Raw genomic sequence first — 18,751 nt, 5'->3', positions numbered from 1 at the left:
GCCGGCTTGATTTGCGTTTAAGTAAATTTATTTGAGCAGTTTCTGCAGCTCTCCGCTTTGGTACATCTCGGTCAGGATGTCCGAGCCGCCGACGAATTCACCATTGACGTAAAGCTGAGGAATAGTCGGCCAGTTGGCGTATTCCTTGATGCCTTGGCGAATTTCGGGGTCGGCAAGCACATCCACTGTGAACATCTGCTCCACGCCGCACGCTTTCAGGATATTTACCACATTGGCGCTAAACCCGCATTGAGGAAAATCGGGCGTGCCTTTCATATACAGCACCACCGGGTGCTCGGTGATCTGCTTCTTGATAAGTTCCTGCGTACTCATAATGCTCCCGAAAATAAACTGTAAAAAATTTTCAATATTATAACATGCCTCACTGAATTCGGCCGCCCGAAACCCTGGGAATTCCCGCCAGATCGTCAGCGCAAAACAGCCCGCCAAAGCCGCTTTGAATAAGCAAATTCCTACAGGCAGGCGCCTGATCGTAGCCGTGCTCAAACAGCAGCCAGCCGCCTTTGCGTAAATGTGGCGGCGCCTCCCGAATTATCCGGCGAATGCAATCAAGCCCGTCAGCGCCGCCATTGAGCGCTAGCCTGGGTTCAAATCGTACGTCGCCTAACTGCAGATGCGCGTCATCTGAGGCAACATAGGGTGGATTGGAAATGATGAAATCGAATGTTTCTCCGTCCAAAGCCTCGTACCAATCGCTTTTTGTGAAAATAATATCGCCGCTTTCGGTGCCGAGCACCTGCGTCGCGTTTTGTCCGGCTATTGCGAGCGCCGCTTGGGAACTGTCTACCGCGGTTATGCGAGTCAGCGGACGATGCAGGGCGAGAGCGAGAGCGATATTGCCGCTACCGGTACCAAGCTCCAGCACTCTGCAAAATTGCCCCGGCGGCATGCGCTCAAGCGCCTGTTCCAGCAGCAATTCAGTCTCGGGCCGGGGTATCAGCACTGCCGACGTAACTTTAAAATTCAATCCGTAAAATTCGCGCTCGCCCAGAATGTAAGCCGTGGGCTCCCCGGCGGCGCGCCGCTGCACCAGCTCTTGGTAAGCGCCCATTTGCCGGAAATTTAGCAATTGATCACTGTGAGCGGCAAGATAGGCATGATTGACACCCAGTACTGCTTGCAAAAGCAGATTCGAGTCGCACGCCTCAAGCGGGCTTGCGCCGAGTGCTGTCGCAATGCTGACCGGCATGGCCGATGTAGCCTGGTTTTTTACCGGCATTTGCATCAAGTTTCCTCGGCTAAGGCCGCCAGCTGCTCGGTTTGATGCTCCGCAATCAAGGCGCTGGTGAGTTCGTTCAAATCGCCATCCATGATCTGGTCGATCTTGTACAGGGTAAGATTGATGCGGTGGTCGGTCACCCGTCCCTGCGGGAAATTGTAGGTGCGGATGCGCTCGGAACGGTCGCCGCTGCCGATCAACGATTTGCGTGTCGCCGCCTGCTTCGCCTGCTGCTCCCGCAGTTGCTTATCCTTGATGCGCGCCGCAAGAATCGCGAGCGCCTGCGCCTTGTTCTTGTGCTGCGAGCGGCCGTCCTGGCATTCCACCACGATTCCGGTTGGCAGATGCGTCACCCTCACTGCGGAGTCAGTTTTATTGACATGCTGCCCTCCAGCGCCGGACGCGCGGAACGTGTCAATCCGCATTTCCGCGGGATTGAGCACCACATCCGAGATTTCATCTGCTTCCGGGAGCACTGCTACGGTGCACGCAGAGGTGTGGATGCGCCCCTGTGTTTCGGTTTCCGGAACGCGCTGCACGCGGTGCCCTCCGGATTCAAATTTCAGCTTGGAATAAGCGCCTCGTCCCGTAATCTTGGCGATGATTTCCTTGTAGCCGCCCATTTCCGAGGGACTTGCCGAAATGATTTCCACCTGCCAGCGTTGTCGCTCTGCAAAACGCGCGTACATGCGGAACAAGTCCTTTGCAAACAGCGAAGACTCATCGCCACCGGTCCCGGCGCGGATTTCCAAAAAAATATTGCGCTCGTCATTGGGATCCTGCGGCAGCAATTTCTTTTGCAGCTCGGATTCGATGCGCAGCAGTTTCTCGCGCCCCACGCGCATTTCCACCTCTGCGAAATCACGCGTTTTCGGATCGGCCTGCATTTCCTGCGCCGCCTCAAGGTCGCGCTCCCCGGATTTATACGCCTCGTACAACTCAACCACCGGCGTGATCTCCGCATGCTCGCGGGCGAGCTTGCGGTAATTTTCCAGGTCCGCGGTAACTTTTTCGCTGCTTAGGATTTGGTTGAGTTGCTGGAGGCGGTTGCTGAGTTGCAATAGCTTTGCGGCGATGCTTTGCTTCATTCTTGTCGGTGTACCTGATACAGGCGGTTAATTAACGCCACCAGTTGCTCGCGGTCCTCTTGGCTCGCGTGGTTCAGCACGTGGGTCGGTATGTGCAGAAATTTGTTGGTCAGCGCTTGGCTCAGGAATTCGGCGACCAGCCGCGCATCTGTGCCACGTTCAAGCATGCGCAGAGCGCGCTGCAGTTCGTTACGCCGGCTGCGTTCCGCGTGGTCGCGCAAAGCGCGGATCGTAGGAACAAGTTCGCGTGCTTCCAGCCAGTGCACGAAACTGATCACGTTCGATTCGACTATGGCCTCAGCCTGCGCAACCGCGCTCTGGCGTGCGTTCATTCCGCTTTGCACTAAATGCGCAAGGTCATCAACCGCGTAAAGAAACACATCGTCCAGATTGCCTGCTTCGGCCTCGACATCGCGCGGCACTGCAAGATCAACTAGCAGCATGGGACGGTGTTTGCGCAATTTTGTCACCCGTTCCAGGAGGCCTTTGCCCAGAATCGGCAATGGACTTGCGGTGCAGGTTATCACCACGTCATGCGATGCCAGCTGATCCGGCAGTTCATTTAGCGTGATAGCGCCGCCGGAAAAGCGTCGCGCCAAGGCTGCGGCAGGCTCCAGGGTACGGTTGGAAAATGTCATGCGCCTGGGAGCGCGGGCCGCGAAATGCGTGGCGCACAACTCAATCATTTCGCTGGCGCCGATCAACAACACGCACTGCTCGGAAATCGTGGGGAAAATGCGCTCGGCAAGGCGCACCGCCGCCGCCGCCATAGAAACCGAATTCGCCCCAATATCGGTGTGGCTGCGCACTTCCTTGGCCACGGAAAAAGAGCGCTGAAACAATTTGTGCAGCAGCAGTCCCAGGGTTCCGGCATCCTCGGCCGTGCGCACAGCCTGCTTGATCTGTCCGAGAATCTGTGGCTCGCCCAACACCATGGAATCCAGTCCGCTCGCCACCCTGAACGCATGTTTTACGGCTTTCTCCTTCGGCAGGGTATAAAGGTACGGCCGGATATTCTGGGTCTTGATGCGGTGGTACTCCGCCAGCCAGTCCACCGCCGCGTCGGGCTCCGCTGTATTGCAATAGACCTCGGTACGGTTACAGGTGGAAATAATCGCCGCCTCGCTTACCGGCCTGCGGTTCACAAGGTCGCGTAAAGCCTCGCCTAAAGTTTGCGCATGAAACGCCACCCGTTCGCGCATTGATAGTGGCGCGGTCATATGATTGACGCCAATAGCAAACAATTGCATGCCGGTAACCGGGGAGGAAAGAAAAGTTTTTAGATATTATAGCATCGGCGCGCTTAGGAAAAGGTCGCGCCAGGGCCCTTCGCTATCGGGTATGCGGTGTCCAGAACCAGGAAATGAAAACGGACACCCGCCTAACGAGGCAAAGGTGCCCGTCGTTTAGTTAACTACTGCTTTTGGCTTTACTTGGTCGTACCTCCGGCGTCCTTGCATTCCTTATCGGTCATTGCTTTCCAGCCTTCGCCTTTGCATGCGTTTTGACCTTTGCAGGCATTACTGGCGGATTTGCAATCGCTTTTGCCCTTGCAAGCGTTCACGCCCTGACAGTGCACCTTTGCTTCGTCAGCAAAGGCGCTGCTAATGCCCGCTGTAACAAACATTCCAGCCGCTGCGGCGGCGAGCGCAATTCCCGTAAGCTTCTTTACTGCAGTCATGATGTACATCTCCTGAAAGTTGAAATGAGCCCGGTTTTTGTAGTCCGGATTGAATCCGGACCGCTTCACAATGCGACCGAACTGCGCATCGGTGAATTCCAATTTTGTTTAGTCGCCAGGAACGAAGTTTTCTTACATTAACGCGATCCGGTGGTATTAGTTGACCCCTGATTTGGCTTCGTCGGATAGACTGTCGGGTGCCAGTGACATGAAAATACGGTAAAATTCATTCTTTGTATTCGCTAAAAATTTCTAATTTTATGAACGCACCCCGAACGCAGGAGATTTCGAGACGCTTGAGCGTGGGCGTGAAAATCGGACCCGTCACTATCGGCGGCGGGGCGCCCATCGTGGTTCAATCCATGACCAATACCGATACCGCCGACGCACAAGCAACCGCAATGCAGGTTGCGGAACTCGCCAAGGCGGGCTCGGAGCTGGTGCGCATTACCGTTAACAGCGCCGAGGCTGCAGCCCAAGTCGCGCGCATTCGCGAACGGCTGGAACAGATGGGTTGCGATGTGCCGCTGATCGGAGATTTTCACTTTAACGGGCACAAGTTGCTTACTGAATATCCGGATTGCGCCGCTGCCTTGGCCAAATATCGCATCAACCCCGGCAACGTCGGCAGAGGATCAAAGCGCAATGAGCAGTTCGCTACCATGGTCGAGGTCGCATGCAAATACAATAAGCCGATTCGCATCGGAGTCAACTGGGGCAGCCTGGATCCCGCGTTGCTTACGCGGATGATGGATGAAAATGCGAAGCTTGCGGAACCGCAGGACGCAAATGAAGTCACGCGCGAAGCGCTGATTGTTTCGGCTCTGGACAACGCCAGGCGCGCTGAGGAAATCGGGCTCGCACACGATAGGATCGTTCTGTCCTGTAAGGTAAGCGGCGTCCAGGACTTGGTCAGGGTGTACCGCAATCTTGCGGCGCGCTGCGATTATCCTCTGCACCTGGGTTTGACCGAGGCGGGAATGGGTTCCAAGGGCATCGTCGCCTCTACCGCTGCGCTCGCCGTGCTGCTGCAGGAGGGCATCGGCGACACCATACGCATTTCCCTGACCCCCGAGCCGGGCGGTGACCGCACCCGCGAAGTGATCGTGGCGCAGGAAATCCTGCAGACCATGGGATTGCGTTCATTCGTACCGATGGTAGTGGCCTGCCCGGGATGCGGCCGCACCACCAGTACTTTCTTCCAGGAGCTCGCCGACAAGATCCAGACCTATTTGCGCGACCAGATGCCGGTATGGCGCGAACGCTACTCCGGGGTCGAAAAAATGAACGTAGCGGTGATGGGCTGCGTGGTGAACGGACCGGGGGAAAGCAAACACGCCAATATCGGCATCAGCCTTCCCGGCTCAGGCGAAACGCCGGTTGCGCCGGTGTTCGTGGATGGTCAGAAAACGGTAACGCTCAAAGGCGCAAACATCGCCGAGGAATTCCAGAAAATCGTCGACGACTACGTACAGGCCCGCTACGCGAGGCGCGGCTGACGGCCGCAATAGCCGTTGGCGCGAAACCAGGTTACGGCATCTTGCAGCGCCTTCTCCACCGGTCCCGGATTATAGCCCAGTTCGCGTCGCGCCTTTTCGATCGAAAAATACATGTATTTTTTCGACAGCCGCACACCATCCACCGTGGCGCGCGGCTCCGGACCGTTGCTCAACCACGCCCACGCTTCAGACAGATAGGCAATCGGCAGAACCAGGTTGTGGGCAAGCTTCACGCGCGGCGGTTTTTGTCCTGTAATCCTGGCAACTTCGATTAGAATCTCCAGCAGCGTCATGTTGCGCCCGCCGAGGATGTAACGTTCGCCCACTTTGCCGCGCTCGAAAGCAAGCATGTGTCCCTGTGCCACGTCGTCTACATGCACCAGGTTGAGGCCGGTGTCCACATATGCCGGGGATCGGCCGCATGCTGCGTCCAGCACCATGCGCCCGGTAGGCGTGGGCCGAATATCGCGCGGGCCGACCGGAGTGGAGGGATTGACGATGACGGCAGGCAATCCGATCTGCGTTATCATTCGTTTTACCTCGGCTTCGGCAAGAAACTTCGAGCGCTTGTAATGCCCGATCATGTCATCAAGCGTGACCGGCGTGTTTTCATCCGCGGGCGTGCCGTCAGTACGCAAGCCTAGTGTCGCGACGCTGCTGGTATAAACGATGCGCTCAACGCCGGCTTTGAGCGCGGCCTGCATGATATTCGCGGTCCCTGCAACGTTGGTGCGGTATATCTGCTGAGGATTACGCGCCCACAGTCGATAATCTGCGGCGACATGGAACAAGGCGCTGCACCCGTCAAGCGCACGTTCAAGCGAGCTCAAATCGGCAAGGTCGCCAAAAGCGAGTTCAACTGGAACGTTGTCGATATTGCGGCGATCGCTGGCAGGGCGCACGAGCGCACGCACCCGGCGTCCGGCCTCGACAAGCTTGTGTGCCAGCGCTGAGCCGACAAAACCTGACGCACCGGTAACCAGCGTGGCGTCCATTTTCCTAATTTGCGTTCAATTGGAAAGACATTTACTCAATACCCAACCCGGGCCCCGCTTGCTCTGCCACGGTCGATAGCGTCCTCTGAGCTGCGCGGAATGCCCGCCACAGAACAATCAGCGCGGGCAATTCTTCAGGATGAGCCAGCAAGGATGCGACGAGGCGCAAAACATGCACGCGTCCAAAGTCATCAACTGCAGCAAGCGCGCTCAAGGGAACCGCGGTCATTGCTTGGTCGGCGATGACGCGGACCGCCATGAATGGCACCCCGACCTGGTTCGCTACTTGTGCCACGGCCGCGCTTTCCATATCTACCGCTGCGGCTCCAGCACGTTTTGCCAAAGCTTTTTTTTGCGATGGGTGAGTGAACACTGAGAGACTTTCAAGCAGCAATCCGCCGCTTGTCGCAACATGTCCGGCTACGCGGTCATGCAACCTGCTGCGCCAAGCCTGGTCCACTGGAAACATGTATTCGTCGGCGCCGATCACGCATTGCGGCAGCACTAAGGTTCCCGCGGCGAGCGCGGGATCGAGACCCGCCGCAGTGCCCCAGCTTACCAATGCGCTCGCTCCTGCGTCCAGCAACGATTGTGCGGCATGGAGCGCCTTTTCCCTGCCGATTCCGCAAAGTTGAATCCAGCCGGCGCAATCCCTCAGCTCGGCGCGCTCTGCCGGATCAAGCATGCGACCAACGAGGAAGCGCGCTTCAAGCGGCAACGCAGCCACCACGCCGATCACGCGGTGTGGCGATTGTGCAGATTGTAATAGCGCGCCAGCGCCCACAACGGAAAGAATTTGTCGTAGCCGTGATACTTTAAATAGAAGACCCGCGGGAAGCCGGGAGCAGTAAACTCGGAATCGTTCCACAAGCCGTTTGCCTGCTGGGTGCGCAATAAATATTCGACGCCCCGCGTTACTTCGGTGGAATCCACTTCGCCGGCCGCCATCAGCGCGAGCAGCGCCCAAGCCGTTTGAAATGCGGTGCTGGAATTGGCGTGCCCGGCTCGTCCGGGGTTGAAATAGGTGTCATTGCTCTCGCCCCAGCCTCCATCGGCACGCTGCACGCGCTTTAGCCATTCCACCGCGCGACGGATAAAAAGCTGGTCACAAGGCTCCTGGGCGAGTTCCAGCGCCGACAGCACCGACCAGGTACCGTAAATATAATTCGTGCCCCATCGGCCGAACCACGAACCGTTTTTTTCCTGCTCGCGCTTAAGGAATTCAAGGCTGCGTTTCCACACTTCCTGGTATTTGCCAAGGGGAGCGAGCAATGCAATGCAGCGGCCAGTAACATCACTGGTGGGCGGATCGAGTAATGCCCCATGGTCGGCAAATGGAATTTCATTCAGGTAATAACAGGTGTTGTCGACATCGAACGCGGCAAAACCGCCATTTTCAGACTGCATGCCGCAAACCCATTGCGCAGCGCGACGCAGCGCTTCGGTGTAGCGTTTCTCATCAACTCTGTGCATCGCCCAGCCCACTGCGGCGGTGTCATCAATGTCCGGATAAAAATCATTGCCGAACTGGAACGGCCAGCCGCCGCCCTCGAGCTTTGGCCTTGAATCGCGCCAATCTCCGGGCGCATCCAAGAGCTGCATATTTTCGAGCCAGTCCAGCCCGCGTTTGATTTCAGCAGTGGGCTGTTCGCCCGCTGCCTGATGCAACGCGAGGCAGGCCAAAGCGGTATCCCACACCGGCGACACGCATGGCTGGCAATGCGCGGAATCTTGTTCCACCACCAGCAACTTCGTGAGGGCTTCTTTAGTAATCACACGATAGGGATGATCGGCCGGGTAACCCAGGCAGGCAAGCGCTTCATGCGCATTGACCATGGCCGGGAATATCGCTCCCAGACCATTGGTTCCGTTCAGCCGCTCAATGACCCAACCCTCGGCTTTTTTCATGGCGTAACGGCGAATAAAGCCGGGAATGGCCGGTTCCAGAAGCTTGCCTAAGCGTTCAAAGCCCAGCAGGATCCGATTTAAGCGTGACCTGACGGGAAAATAGTTTTTCTCTTTTTCCGGCGGCACGATGAACAATTCGCGGATGTCCACCCGCCGCGGATTCTTGGCTCGTGCCTTTAAGCTGCAAAGAATCGCCAACGGCACCATCACCGTGCGCGACCAGTAAGACACTTTGCTTAGGTGAAAGGGGAACCACCGTGGTAAAAGCATGATTTCCACCGGCACGATCGGCACCCCGCGCCACGGAATTTGCCCGAACAGCGCCAAGGCAATGCGAGTGAATACGTTGCAGCGCGCCGCCCCGCCAGCGGCAAGAATCGCCTCTCGAGCTCTTACTAAATGCGGCTCGGCGGGACTTGCGCCCGCAAGCTTTAATGCATAATACGTTTTCACCGAACAGCTCAAATCGAAGTCGCTGCCGGGGAACAATCCCCAGCCGTCGTGAGGCTGCTGGTGGCTGCGCAAATAAACCGCAATCTTGTCCTGCAGTTCGGTGTCGATTTCATCCATGAAATGCATCATCATGATGTATTCGGCGGGCATGGTGCAGTCCGCCTCAAGCTCGAAACACCAATAGCCGTTGTCGTGCTGCAGCCCGAGCAGCGCATCGCGCGCGGCGCTGATCACGCGCCACAGGGACGCGCTTCGTGTTCCAATGGAGTGTACGTTGGACGGTTCGTGCAACGTGGCCAAAGAATTCGCACCGGAATCTGATTCGACGAAGTTCTTTTCAAGCATTCAGTTTTTTCCCGGGCTACGTGTCACCGCATCGTTTTCGCGACGGCTGACTTTTTCGCGCCGTTCACAACGATGTCGCGCGCGGCAGGCCAAGCGCTGTTACATTGAACAACCAGCGCGGCATAATATCGCTGCCCATGGTTAATTGCGTCGCGAGTATGGTTGCCTTAACCGCGCGCCGAGAGATTTTCACTTCATTGCCGGAGGTAAAGTCACGATTGGCGCTGATTTTGCGCAAGGTAAGCATCGCCATGCCTAATGCCCAAAAGCAGAACTTGCGTATTCCGGTTTCATGCGTCGGGATCAGCAGGGTGTAGGCCAAGGCGTTGCGCAGATGGGCATGTGCGATTGCGATCAGTTTTTCCAGCCCCGCGGCGAAAGCTGGATCGTGGCCGTCCTTTGACAAATTCTTCAACTCGAAACCGCACGCCCGGAATATGTCCTGCGGCAGCCAGCATGCGCCGCGGCTGCGGTCTTCCCAAATATCTTTCAAGATGTTGGTCATCTGCAGACCCTGACCAAAGGAAGGCGCCAATTTTAGCATTCTTTCCCGGTTTTTTCCGATTTCCGCAGAGTAATCGCAAAACAACTCGGTGAGCATCTCTCCCACCACGCCGGCAACGTGATAACAGTAGCTGTCAAGCTGCGGCAGGTCCTTTAATCCGTACGGGCTTGGATTCGACTGGAACATTGCCATGCCACTGGCCATGATCCGCACGCAGCGCAGCATCGCCGCGCGCTGATTGGCGCTGAAACTGTGGGTGATACGTATAACTTGCGCGGCGTTCCTGATCAGATCTTTTTCCGCTTCCGGCACGCGCTCGGAAAGGAATGGATAAAATTCTTCTGCAAACGTCTCCGCTGCGACTTCGCCCGCGACCACCTTGATGAACTGTTGCGAGAAATGACGCTTCTGCTCGGCACTCAACGCCGGTTCATCTTCAATGGTATCGGCGATGCGGCACAATAGGTAAGCATTGCTCACTGGCTGGCGCAAGCCCGGCGGCAACTGGGGAATGGTGAGCGCGAAAGTGCGCGACACCCCTTGAAGGATATGCTCCTGATAGGCTGCGCCATTAAGTCGGCCACTGCTGTCAGTCTGCCATTCCGGCATGTTTCTTTCCTTAGTTCGGCGTTATTCGACGCCATCGTATTACAGCGCCGCGTTGGAGGCGCTCATTTTAGCTTAAATCGGCTGGCTGTCGCTGCCACTCAGTTGTTTGACGATCTAGGGCCTTGCGCACGGTGAATGACGAATCAATCATGCTAAAATCGGCAGTGAGAAACAAGTCCTCGGGCAAGGAGCTGTATCATTGCCACACTCACCTTAATAGCATCGGCAATCACTTTGGCGGCACTTGCCTATGTTGTATTTGCCATACGTTGCATCATAGCGTTTGGCAGACGCCAGCCCGCGCCAGGTGAATATTCGCCCCTAGCCACTGTGCTGAAGCCGGTTTGTGGAATGGAACCAGAATTGTATGAAAATCTGCGTTCATTCTGCGACCAGAATTACGCCGACTACCAGGTCGTGTTTGGCGCTCGCGATGCCCGGGATCCGGCGATCGCAGTGATTAATCGCATCATCGAAGAATTTCCGCAGCGCGATTTGTCTTTGGTTGTGGATGAAACGGTAATCGGTACCAATCTCAAGGTAAGTATTCTGGCGTGCATGCTCCGCTTGGCGAAGCACGACCTGATCGTTGTCGCCGACAGCGATATGCGAGTGGAACGCAATTACCTTCGGGCGTTAGTTGCACCTTTTCAAGACAGGCAGGTGGGCGCGGTCACCTGTCTTTACAAGGGAACGCCTGCGCCAGGATTGCCCTCGCGATTGGGCGCAATGTTTATCAATGATTGCTTTGCGCCGTCGGTTCTGGTTGCATTGTCATTTCAAGAACTTCGTTTTTGTTTTGGCGCGACCATGGCAGTAACCCGCAAGGCGCTGGAAGCCAGCGGCGGATTTGCCGCGCTTGCAGACCAGCTCGCCGATGACCATATCCTGGGCAGGCGGGTCGCGCAGCAGGGACTAAAGGTCGTGCTCTCCGCCTACCTGGTTGAAAACAGGGTCTGGGAACCAAGTCTCGCGGCATTGTTCCAACATGAATTGCGCTGGGCACGAACGATACGCGCGATGCAGCCCGTTGGTTTCACGTTTTCGTTTGTCAGTTATCCGGTCGCCGTTTCCTTGTTGTTTTTCCTGCTTTTACCCTCAGCGGTAGGATTAACGGCCGTGGCTGTTTCGGTTATACTACGCGTCTTGCTGCACCGGGCGGTGCATGTTAATTTCGATGTGGTCGGGCGTACTGCCCCCTGGCTCGCACCTGTTCGCGATTTGTTAAGCTTTTTGGTATGGGCGGCGAGTTTTTTCGGCCGCAGCGTTGAGTGGCGGAAACAGCAGTTTTCAGTCCGCTCCGACGGAAAGTTGATGAATAAAGGAGTTCGTAATTCATGATGAAAACGCTGTTTCTGAATCCGCCGTCATTTGAAGGATTCGACGGTGGCGCCGGTTCACGGTATCAGGCGCGGCGCGAGATTCGTTCGTTCTGGTATCCCACTTGGCTCGCCCAGCCCGCGGCACTGGTACCCGACGGCAAGCTGATTGATGCGCCCGCACGCGGCCTTTCGCTTAATGATATTCTTCCTGTTGCCAACGACTACGAATTGGCCGTCTTGCACACCAGTACACCCTCTTTTGAATCTGATGCCAAAGTCGCACAGGCGCTGAAAGAGAAAAATCCCAAATTGACTGTGGGTTTCGTCGGGGCTCATGTCGCAGTTTCGCCCGAACCTTCACTGCTCGCGTCCAGCGCTATTGATTTCGTGGCACGCAACGAATTTGACTACACAATCCAGGAATTAGCTGAGGGCCGCCCTTTCGCTGAAGTGGATGGGATCAGCTACCGGGCAAACGGCAAAATCGTGCACAACCGCGAGCGCGCAATCATCGAAGACATGGATCGTCTGCCGTGGGTAGTAGACGTGTATCGGCGCGATTTAGTGATTGAAGATTATTTTATCGGCTACTTGGAACATCCGTACGTATCGCTCTATACCGGGCGCGGCTGCAAGTCGCGCTGCACCTTTTGCTTGTGGCCTCAGACCATCGGTGGACACCGCTACCGCACCCGCAGTGCAGAAAATGTCGTTGCGGAAATTGCGCGCGCCAAGGAATATTTTCCACAGGTAAAGGAATTTTTCTTCGATGACGACACTTTCACCGATGACCTACCGCGCGCCGAGGAGATCGCCAGGGGCCTTGGCAAATTGGGTGTGACCTGGTCATGCAACGCCAAGGCCAATGTGCCCTATGAAAGCCTCAAGGTAATGAAAGAAAACGGACTGCGCCTGCTGCTCGTAGGCTTCGAAACCGGCAGCCAGCAAATCCTCCTCAACATCAAGAAGGGCATGCATGTGGACATGGCGCGCCGTTTCATGGCGGACTGCCATAATCTCGGCGTGGTGGTTCACGGCACCTTCATCATGGGCCTGCCCGGAGAAACGCACGAGACCATTGAGGAAACCATCCGCTTCGCCCAGGAAATCAACCCGCATACCATTCAAGTCTCGCTCGCGGCGGCCTACCCTGGAACCTACTTGCACAAACAGGCAATCGACAATGGCTGGCTGCTGCGTGATTCCTCGCATATCGTCGCTCAAGAAGGGTTCCAGGTCAGCTCGCTCAATTACCCGCATCTTTCGCACGAGGATATCTTCTCGGCGTTGGAAAAATTCTACAAACGCTTTTATTTTCGTCCCAGCAAGATAGCCGAAATTACTTTTGAAATGATGCAGAGCTGGGAAATGACCAAGCGCAGGCTGCGCGAAGGCGTGGAGTTCTTTCACTTTCTTTATGGGCGGGAAGATCGGGTTTGAAGAGGCTCATCGTCACGGCTGACGACTTTGGCGCATCCCTTCCCGTCAACGAGGCAATAGAGCAGGCACACCGGAACGGCATTCTCACTGCCGCAAGTCTCATGGTGGGCGCGCCCGCAGCTCTAGACGCAGTGGAACGCGCCAAGCGCATGCCTTCGCTCAAAGTAGGACTGCATGTTGTTCTCGTCAACGGCCGTCCGCTTCTGCCCGCCGCCTGCGTTCCCGACCTGGTGGACGATCAAGGACGGTTCTCCACACATCTCGTGCGCGCCGGGATCAATTTCTTTTTCCGCCGCAAAACCAAGCAGCAGTTGGAAGGCGAAATCCGCGCGCAGTTCGCGGCCTTTCGCGACAGCGGTCTGCCGCTGGACCATGTAAATGCGCACAATCACATGCATGTGCATCCGACTATATTGAGCCTGATCCTCAAGCTGGGACGCGAATACGGCGTGCGCGCCGTACGTCTGCCGCACGAGCCGTTGTTGAGCTCCTGGCGCGCCGCGCATGACGCGTTGCCGAAGCGTTTTGCCGGTTCACTGCTGCTCAATCCCTGGATGAGCCTGATGCGATGGCGGCTGAGAAAAGCACAGATAGTACACAACGATTATATCTTCGGCATGAGCGATACCGGACACATGACCGAAGAAAGGGTGCTGGGGCAACTTGCGCACCTGCCGCACGGCGTCTCGGAAATGTACTTCCATCCGGCCCTGGCCAAATGTGCCCACATGGATCCGGGAACGGCAGACTATCACTGCGAAGAAGAATTTCGGGCATTGACCAGCCCAGCCGTCGCCAACGCCCTGCGGCAAAATGGCATACAGAAAATCAGTTTCACCGATCTGGCCGCAGCGACCGCCCAGGGAAACGCGTGAACCCTGGATCAATAGAATCGCCGAACCTTGCACCCTTATTGAGGGGCGTATGGAATTGCTAGCTCTCGTGGGGCACACCTACCGCCGCGCCATAGTGCGAATAGTCGAGTTCTGCGCACGCTTTGCGACCTGGGTGGTAGGCAGCATTGCGCTGCTCACCGTGGTGGTTTCTTATTATGCGATCACACATACCGTTCTCGACACCGATTCCAGCGAATTGCTCGATCCCAAGTTGCATTTCCGCATATTGGAAGATCAATTGGAAAAAGCCTTTCCGCAGAATTCCGACGTCATCGTGGTGATGATTGACGGCAATACTCCGGAACAAGCGAATGCAGCGTCGCAGACGCTGATCGCGCAGCTGAAACGCGAAAAAACGGATATTGAATCGGTGTATGACCCGGAACAAACTAGTTTCTTTTCCCAAAACGGGCTGCTTTACCTGGACAAGAAAGAACTGCTGCAGCTTTCCGACCGCCTCACCGAGGCGGCGCCGTTTCTCGGCACGCTGGCGCAAGACCCGAGCTTGCGCGGCTTATTTACTGTGATTGGACGCGCCCTCGACGAAAATCTGAGCGCCGATTATCGAGGGCGTCTGAAAAAAATGCTGGACAGCATCAGCCGTATCGCCGAAGCGCAGCTCGCCGGGCAACAGCTAAAGCAATCCTGGCGCGGCCTGTTTATCGAAGGCTCGCTGGCGCAAGGCAACGACCTGCGGCATTTCTTCCTCGTCAAACCCAAATTTGATTACACTTCGATGCGGCCGGGCCAGGAGGCGGTCGAAACCATCCGCCGCGTTGCGCAGCAACTTCAACTCGACCCCCAACACGGGGTCCGCGTGCGCCTTACTGGTGACGTCCCCATCCGAGATGACCAGCTCGCGAGCGTTTCGCGCGGGGCGGGTATCGCGGTTTTTTTATCAACGACAATGGTGTGCCTGATTTTGATCGCGGGTCTTCGTTCCGCCCGCCTTGTGGTGGCAATTCTGATTACTCTGTTTGTCGGACTGATCTGGACTGCAGCATATACCGCGTTTGCCATCGGCCACCTCAATTTAATTTCGGTGACTTTCGCCGTGCTATTTATTGGCCTGGCCGTGGACTTCGGTATTCAGTTCGGGATGCGCTATAAGGAAGAACTGCACCGCACCAAGAGCTACGATCTCGCCTTAACTGAGACCGCCTATGGCGCCGGCGGGATGCTGACGCTGGCGGCAGTGGCTGCTGCCATCAGCTTTTTTTCCTTCATTCCCACAAGTTACCGCGGGCTCGCCGAGCTTGGCGTAATTTCCGGAATGAGCATGTTCATCGCATTGATTTCCAATTTCACCCTGCTGCCAGCGCTTCTGAAACTTATGCCGGTCGACATAGAAAGCAGATTGCCGAAGAGCAGCGTTCTTACGCGGTTGCGCTTCCCGCTGCGGCGTTACAGGAAACGAATTCTTATCGTCGCTGCGCTCGTCGGAGCAATTTCGCTGGCCCTGCTGCCACGGGTTCGCTTTGACTTCAATCCCCTCAACCTGCAGGATCCGAATACTGAATCTGTGTCCACCTTCCTCGCTATGTTGAAGGATCCGAACGCCACGCCTTATACCATTGACATCCTTGCCAAGAATCTCAATGAAGCTAACAAAATCGCAGCAAAGGTCGAAACACTTCCGGTAGTAGACAAAGCAGTGACGCTCGATAGTTTCGTGCCCGATGACCAGGACGAGAAACTGGCGATTATTGCCGACATGGCGCTGGTGCTTGAGCCCCTGATTAGACCAACGATGGTGCCGCCCCCGACCCCGGAACAAGAACGCCAAGCATTCGAGAAGTTTCAGAAGAAGCTGAGCGAGGCGAGTCAGAAAAGTACCGACCCCGTGTTCGCCGCAAGCATGACGCATCTGGCCAACGTTATGGAAAAACTCAAATCGGCTCCGGGCTGGCCCGACCAGACACTTAAGCAACTGCGCGACAGCGTGGTCAGCGATTTGCCTCAAAATCTTGCCCAGCTGCGAAAACTTTTGCAACCGAAGCGCATAGAGCTCAAGGATATTCCACCAGATTTGCGGGAACGCTATGTTGCGGCCGATGGGCAAGCCCGCGTCGAGGTCTATCCTAAATTCAGCGTCGTCGACAACAAAGATTTGCGTCGTTTCGCGTATGGAGTCCAAGAGGCCGTACCCAACGCCTCTGGGACCCCCGTGGCGCTGGTCGAGGGCGGCAATACGGTGGTCAAGGCCTGCCTCGAGGCCACCGCTATCGCCCTGTTCGCGGCGTTAATGCTTTTGCTGCTGGTATTCCAAAGCGTCTATAACGCAATTCTGGTACTACTGCCGTTGATTCTGGCTATGGTGGTGACCGCGGCAAGTTCGGTCATTCTCGATCTGCCGCTCAATCTGGCCAATATTATCGCGCTGCCACTATTACTGGGCTTGGGGATCGCTTTCGGCATTTACCTTGTGGTGCGCAAGCGTAGCGGGCTGGACGTCGAACATTTGTTCCGTAGCAGCACACCCCGCGCAGTACTGTTCAGCGCCCTCACCACAGTGGCTTCTTTCGGTTCTTTGGCATTTTCCGAGAATCGCGGCATGTCAGCTATGGGATTATTGCTGACACTGGCACTGTCGTTCGCACTGCTGTCCACACTGGTGGTTCTGCCCGCCATCATGAGCGCCATCGAGAGCAGGAAATGAAGCTCTCCATTGCCATTGCCGCAGTTGCGGGTCTGCTCGCCGCGATTCTATTGATTGGCTACCACGGTTTTCTTGCAGTGTCCGATCTGCTGCTCGCCGTTGGTTGGGGCATGGTCGTAGTGAGCGCGTATCACCTTGTTCCGGTAACGTTCTCATCGCTGGCGTGGCGCAGAGTGTTGCGCAACACGTGGCGCAGACCGCTGGCGGTATTTATCTGGGCGCGCTTGGTGCGCGAGGCGGTTGGCAGCCTGCTGCCGGTAATGCAGGTGGGCGGGGAACTCGTCGGTGCGAGAATTCTGACCTTCCGCGGTGCCGCGGCGGGAATCGCCGGCGCCAGCGTGGTTGTGGACCTTACGCTCGAGGCCATCGCGCAATTTTTTTTCACGCTGCTTGGACTGGTGCTCCTGGTACTCATTGGCGGCTCGGAGCAGACGGTGCGCTGGATTGCGGCCGGACTTGTTGTAGCAGCGCTCGCCTTGGGCGGTTTTGTCCTTGCCCAGCGCAAAGGCATGTTCAAGCTGGTCGAAGCTTTCATCGAGAAAATCGCCGACAAGTGGGTGTGGCTTTCCTTGGGAAAAATTGGCAATGTGCACGAAACCATCCAGAAACTCTACAGGGAACGCCGCGCACTTGCCGCCGCAGGTGTAACACATCTCTTCTCATGGATTATCAGCGCAGGCGAGGTGTGGCTGGCGCTGTATTTTATGGGCAGTCCGGTGAGCTTCCTCGAAGCCCTGATTCTCGAAAGCCTGAGCTACGCGGTGAAAAGCGCCGCGTTTGTGGTCCCCGGCCAGCTAGGCGTGCAGGAAGGCGCTTACATGTTGCTGGGCCAAATGCTGGGTCTCACTCCGGAAACGGGATTAGCCCTGTCCCTGGTAAAACGCGTGCGGGTACTGCTTCTCGGAATTCCAGCGCTCCTGGGATGGCAAGCACAGGAAAGTGGACGCTTGTGGCTTAGAGCCAAGCGCAGCAAAAGCGATCGGATTTGAGAAAGTTTTTCCTTCTTACGATACGCCGCGGCTGGAAATTTTCTATAGGAGCGTTCGAAGCTGGTCACTGTTGAATTGCCGTTTCTAATGCTTTTTTTACTTCGCTCTCCTGACTTCACCACGGGAAAAGGCGCTTATCCCGAATTGAGACCCGCGAGTACGGTTAACCGCTTGTTTGGACCGCGCTCTTTTACCGCGAGGCTTCAGCGGGCGCTACATCGCTTTTCCCGTCTTCGGATTTGGGCATCGAGGTTGGCGCACCTTCGCTTCCATGGTCTTTTGACTTAGGCGTCTGCGCAGGTGCTTCATCATTTCCGTCGTCTTCGTCGTATTTTGGCGGCGGAGGATGGCCATCGTATATAAGGTAATTGCGGTGCTGCAGATAAGCATCACGTATGAATATATATCGGTCAAGCGCCGCTTCGTTGACAATGTTTAGGGTGTTTGAAGCGTTGGCCCTGTCGCTGACCACTTTCAGCGCACCCAAAGGCAGGGTGACAACAAGGGTACCAACGTAAAACAAACCGCTGGTTACGGTGCTCGTGCCTAAATCGGGCACATTGCGCGTCGTGTTTGGGCCAAGAAAGGGTATCACCAAATAAGGTCCCTGAGGCGTGCCATACCTGGCCAGTGTTTGCCCTGTATCCTCATCGTGCGCCTTCAACCCCACCTTGCTCGCTACATCCACCAGCCCCAATGAACCCACGGTGCTGTTGATGAGGAAACGGGACAAGTCGGCAGCACCTTGCTTGAACTTGCCCTGGAGAAAATCATTGAGAACGACATTAAGGTAGCCGAGATTCGAAAAAAAATTGGAAACCGAAGTTCTAGCCGGTTCAGGCGTGACTTTCACATAGGCATCGGCAACGGGTTTGAGTATATGGCGATCGAGCGTATCGTTGAACGCGAAAATTTTGCGGTTCACCCCCTCATAAGGATCGCTGTTATCGGTTCCCTTGGGAGTGCTGGCACACCCTGTGGACAGCACAATAGCGCATGTTAGCAGCACCATGACTGCATTTTTTTTGTTTATTTTCATGCAAGCCTGCAGCTGACGATGTTCCATCGCTCCACTTGTTAACTGGTAAAACTGCAAAAACAGCGGTAATTAGCCGACAGGAT

At 56.1% G+C, this 18,751-nt stretch carries 16 protein-coding genes; 6 read left to right on the top strand and 10 right to left on the bottom strand.

The features are described 5' to 3' along the window. Positions 1 to 27: 27 nt before the first annotated feature. The 5 genes from grxD to VLV32_07530 form a co-directional block, all read right to left on the bottom strand. Positions 28 to 333, bottom strand: coding sequence for a Grx4 family monothiol glutaredoxin (gene grxD, locus VLV32_07550; protein HUL41744.1), 306 nt, complete (start codon positions 331 to 333; stop codon positions 28 to 30). A 49-nt stretch (positions 334 to 382) separates the two neighbouring features. After that, positions 383 to 1,246 (bottom strand): peptide chain release factor N(5)-glutamine methyltransferase, encoded by an 864-nt coding sequence (gene prmC / locus VLV32_07545; protein HUL41743.1) that lies wholly within the window; start codon positions 1,244 to 1,246, stop codon positions 383 to 385. After that, on the bottom strand, positions 1,246 to 2,328 hold the full coding sequence (gene prfA, locus VLV32_07540) for a peptide chain release factor 1 (GenBank protein HUL41742.1): 1,083 nt from the start codon (positions 2,326 to 2,328) through the stop codon (positions 1,246 to 1,248). The genes prmC and prfA overlap by 1 nt, the downstream gene beginning before the upstream one ends. Then, a complete protein-coding gene (gene hemA / locus VLV32_07535) occupies positions 2,325 to 3,578 on the bottom strand; it encodes a glutamyl-tRNA reductase (GenBank protein ID HUL41741.1) in 1,254 nt (417 codons plus the stop codon). The genes prfA and hemA overlap by 4 nt, the downstream gene beginning before the upstream one ends. A gap of 179 nt (positions 3,579 to 3,757) precedes the next feature. Then, on the bottom strand, positions 3,758 to 4,111 hold the full coding sequence (locus VLV32_07530; protein HUL41740.1) for a hypothetical protein: 354 nt from the start codon (positions 4,109 to 4,111) through the stop codon (positions 3,758 to 3,760). A gap of 158 nt (positions 4,112 to 4,269) precedes the next feature. On the opposite strand from VLV32_07530, the gene ispG reads away from it, so the two are divergent. After that, positions 4,270 to 5,508, top strand: coding sequence for a flavodoxin-dependent (E)-4-hydroxy-3-methylbut-2-enyl-diphosphate synthase (gene ispG, locus VLV32_07525; protein HUL41739.1), 1,239 nt, complete (start codon positions 4,270 to 4,272; stop codon positions 5,506 to 5,508). Here ispG and hpnA read toward each other — a convergent pair. The 4 genes from hpnA to VLV32_07505 form a co-directional block, all read right to left on the bottom strand. Beyond that, complete coding sequence (gene hpnA, locus VLV32_07520) at positions 5,490 to 6,503, bottom strand: hopanoid-associated sugar epimerase (GenBank protein HUL41738.1); 1,014 nt, start codon at positions 6,501 to 6,503, stop codon at positions 5,490 to 5,492. The genes ispG and hpnA overlap by 19 nt on opposite strands. 31 nt (positions 6,504 to 6,534) lie before the next feature. Then, on the bottom strand, positions 6,535 to 7,242 hold the full coding sequence (locus tag VLV32_07515) for a hypothetical protein (protein HUL41737.1): 708 nt from the start codon (positions 7,240 to 7,242) through the stop codon (positions 6,535 to 6,537). Beyond that, positions 7,239 to 9,209 carry a squalene--hopene cyclase gene (gene shc / locus VLV32_07510; protein HUL41736.1) on the bottom strand — a complete coding sequence of 657 codons (1,971 nt, stop codon included), beginning with the start codon at positions 9,207 to 9,209 and terminating at the stop codon, positions 7,239 to 7,241. Before shc ends, VLV32_07515 begins: the two co-directional genes overlap by 4 nt. Before the next feature lie 64 nt (positions 9,210 to 9,273). Next, positions 9,274 to 10,323 (bottom strand): phytoene/squalene synthase family protein, encoded by a 1,050-nt coding sequence (locus VLV32_07505; protein ID HUL41735.1) that lies wholly within the window; start codon positions 10,321 to 10,323, stop codon positions 9,274 to 9,276. Positions 10,324 to 10,518: 195 nt separating this feature from the next. Here VLV32_07505 and hpnI point away from each other — a divergent pair, with 195 nt between their 5' ends. Genes hpnI through VLV32_07480 form a run of 5 tightly spaced genes read left to right on the top strand, consistent with a single transcriptional unit; the run spans position 10,519 to position 17,629 of the window. After that, complete coding sequence (hpnI, locus tag VLV32_07500) at positions 10,519 to 11,664, top strand: bacteriohopanetetrol glucosamine biosynthesis glycosyltransferase HpnI (GenBank protein ID HUL41734.1); 1,146 nt, start codon at positions 10,519 to 10,521, stop codon at positions 11,662 to 11,664. Next, positions 11,664 to 13,085: a hopanoid biosynthesis associated radical SAM protein HpnJ gene (gene hpnJ, locus VLV32_07495; GenBank protein ID HUL41733.1), complete on the top strand. Its 1,422-nt coding sequence runs from the start codon at positions 11,664 to 11,666 to the stop codon at positions 13,083 to 13,085. Before hpnI ends, hpnJ begins: the two co-directional genes overlap by 1 nt. Next, positions 13,082 to 13,960 (top strand): hopanoid biosynthesis-associated protein HpnK, encoded by an 879-nt coding sequence (hpnK, locus tag VLV32_07490; GenBank protein HUL41732.1) that lies wholly within the window; start codon positions 13,082 to 13,084, stop codon positions 13,958 to 13,960. The genes hpnJ and hpnK overlap by 4 nt, the downstream gene beginning before the upstream one ends. A 49-nt stretch (positions 13,961 to 14,009) precedes the next feature. Further along, a complete protein-coding gene (locus tag VLV32_07485; GenBank protein ID HUL41731.1) occupies positions 14,010 to 16,640 on the top strand; it encodes an MMPL family transporter in 2,631 nt (876 codons plus the stop codon). Then, positions 16,637 to 17,629: a lysylphosphatidylglycerol synthase domain-containing protein gene (locus VLV32_07480; GenBank protein ID HUL41730.1), complete on the top strand. Its 993-nt coding sequence runs from the start codon at positions 16,637 to 16,639 to the stop codon at positions 17,627 to 17,629. Before VLV32_07485 ends, VLV32_07480 begins: the two co-directional genes overlap by 4 nt. 190 nt (positions 17,630 to 17,819) lie before the next feature. Here the strand turns inward: VLV32_07480 and VLV32_07475 are convergent, their stop codons facing one another. Beyond that, positions 17,820 to 18,695: a VacJ family lipoprotein gene (locus tag VLV32_07475; protein ID HUL41729.1), complete on the bottom strand. Its 876-nt coding sequence runs from the start codon at positions 18,693 to 18,695 to the stop codon at positions 17,820 to 17,822. Positions 18,696 to 18,751 lie beyond the last annotated feature (56 nt).

Source organism: Burkholderiales bacterium (genome assembly GCA_035518095.1).
Lineage (GTDB): Bacteria > Pseudomonadota > Gammaproteobacteria > Burkholderiales > JAHFRG01 > JAHFRG01.
The sequence above is the reverse complement of the archived record's forward strand: the minus strand, read 5'-3'. Positions and strand labels throughout refer to the sequence as shown.

Coding starts and splice junctions, on each gene's coding strand:
- grxD (HUL41744.1), bottom strand. CDS start 333: ATGAGTACGCAGGAACTTATCAAGAAGCAGATCACCGAGCACCCGGTG.
- prmC (HUL41743.1), bottom strand. CDS start 1,246: ATGCAAATGCCGGTAAAAAACCAGGCTACATCGGCCATGCCGGTCAGC.
- prfA (HUL41742.1), bottom strand. CDS start 2,328: ATGAAGCAAAGCATCGCCGCAAAGCTATTGCAACTCAGCAACCGCCTC.
- hemA (HUL41741.1), bottom strand. CDS start 3,578: ATGCAATTGTTTGCTATTGGCGTCAATCATATGACCGCGCCACTATCA.
- ispG (HUL41739.1), top strand. CDS start 4,270: ATGAACGCACCCCGAACGCAGGAGATTTCGAGACGCTTGAGCGTGGGC.
- hpnA (HUL41738.1), bottom strand. CDS start 6,503: ATGGACGCCACGCTGGTTACCGGTGCGTCAGGTTTTGTCGGCTCAGCG.
- shc (HUL41736.1), bottom strand. CDS start 9,209: ATGCTTGAAAAGAACTTCGTCGAATCAGATTCCGGTGCGAATTCTTTG.
- VLV32_07505 (HUL41735.1), bottom strand. CDS start 10,323: ATGCCGGAATGGCAGACTGACAGCAGTGGCCGACTTAATGGCGCAGCC.
- hpnJ (HUL41733.1), top strand. CDS start 11,664: ATGAAAACGCTGTTTCTGAATCCGCCGTCATTTGAAGGATTCGACGGT.
- VLV32_07485 (HUL41731.1), top strand. CDS start 14,010: ATGGAATTGCTAGCTCTCGTGGGGCACACCTACCGCCGCGCCATAGTG.
- VLV32_07480 (HUL41730.1), top strand. CDS start 16,637: ATGAAGCTCTCCATTGCCATTGCCGCAGTTGCGGGTCTGCTCGCCGCG.
- VLV32_07475 (HUL41729.1), bottom strand. CDS start 18,695: ATGGAACATCGTCAGCTGCAGGCTTGCATGAAAATAAACAAAAAAAAT.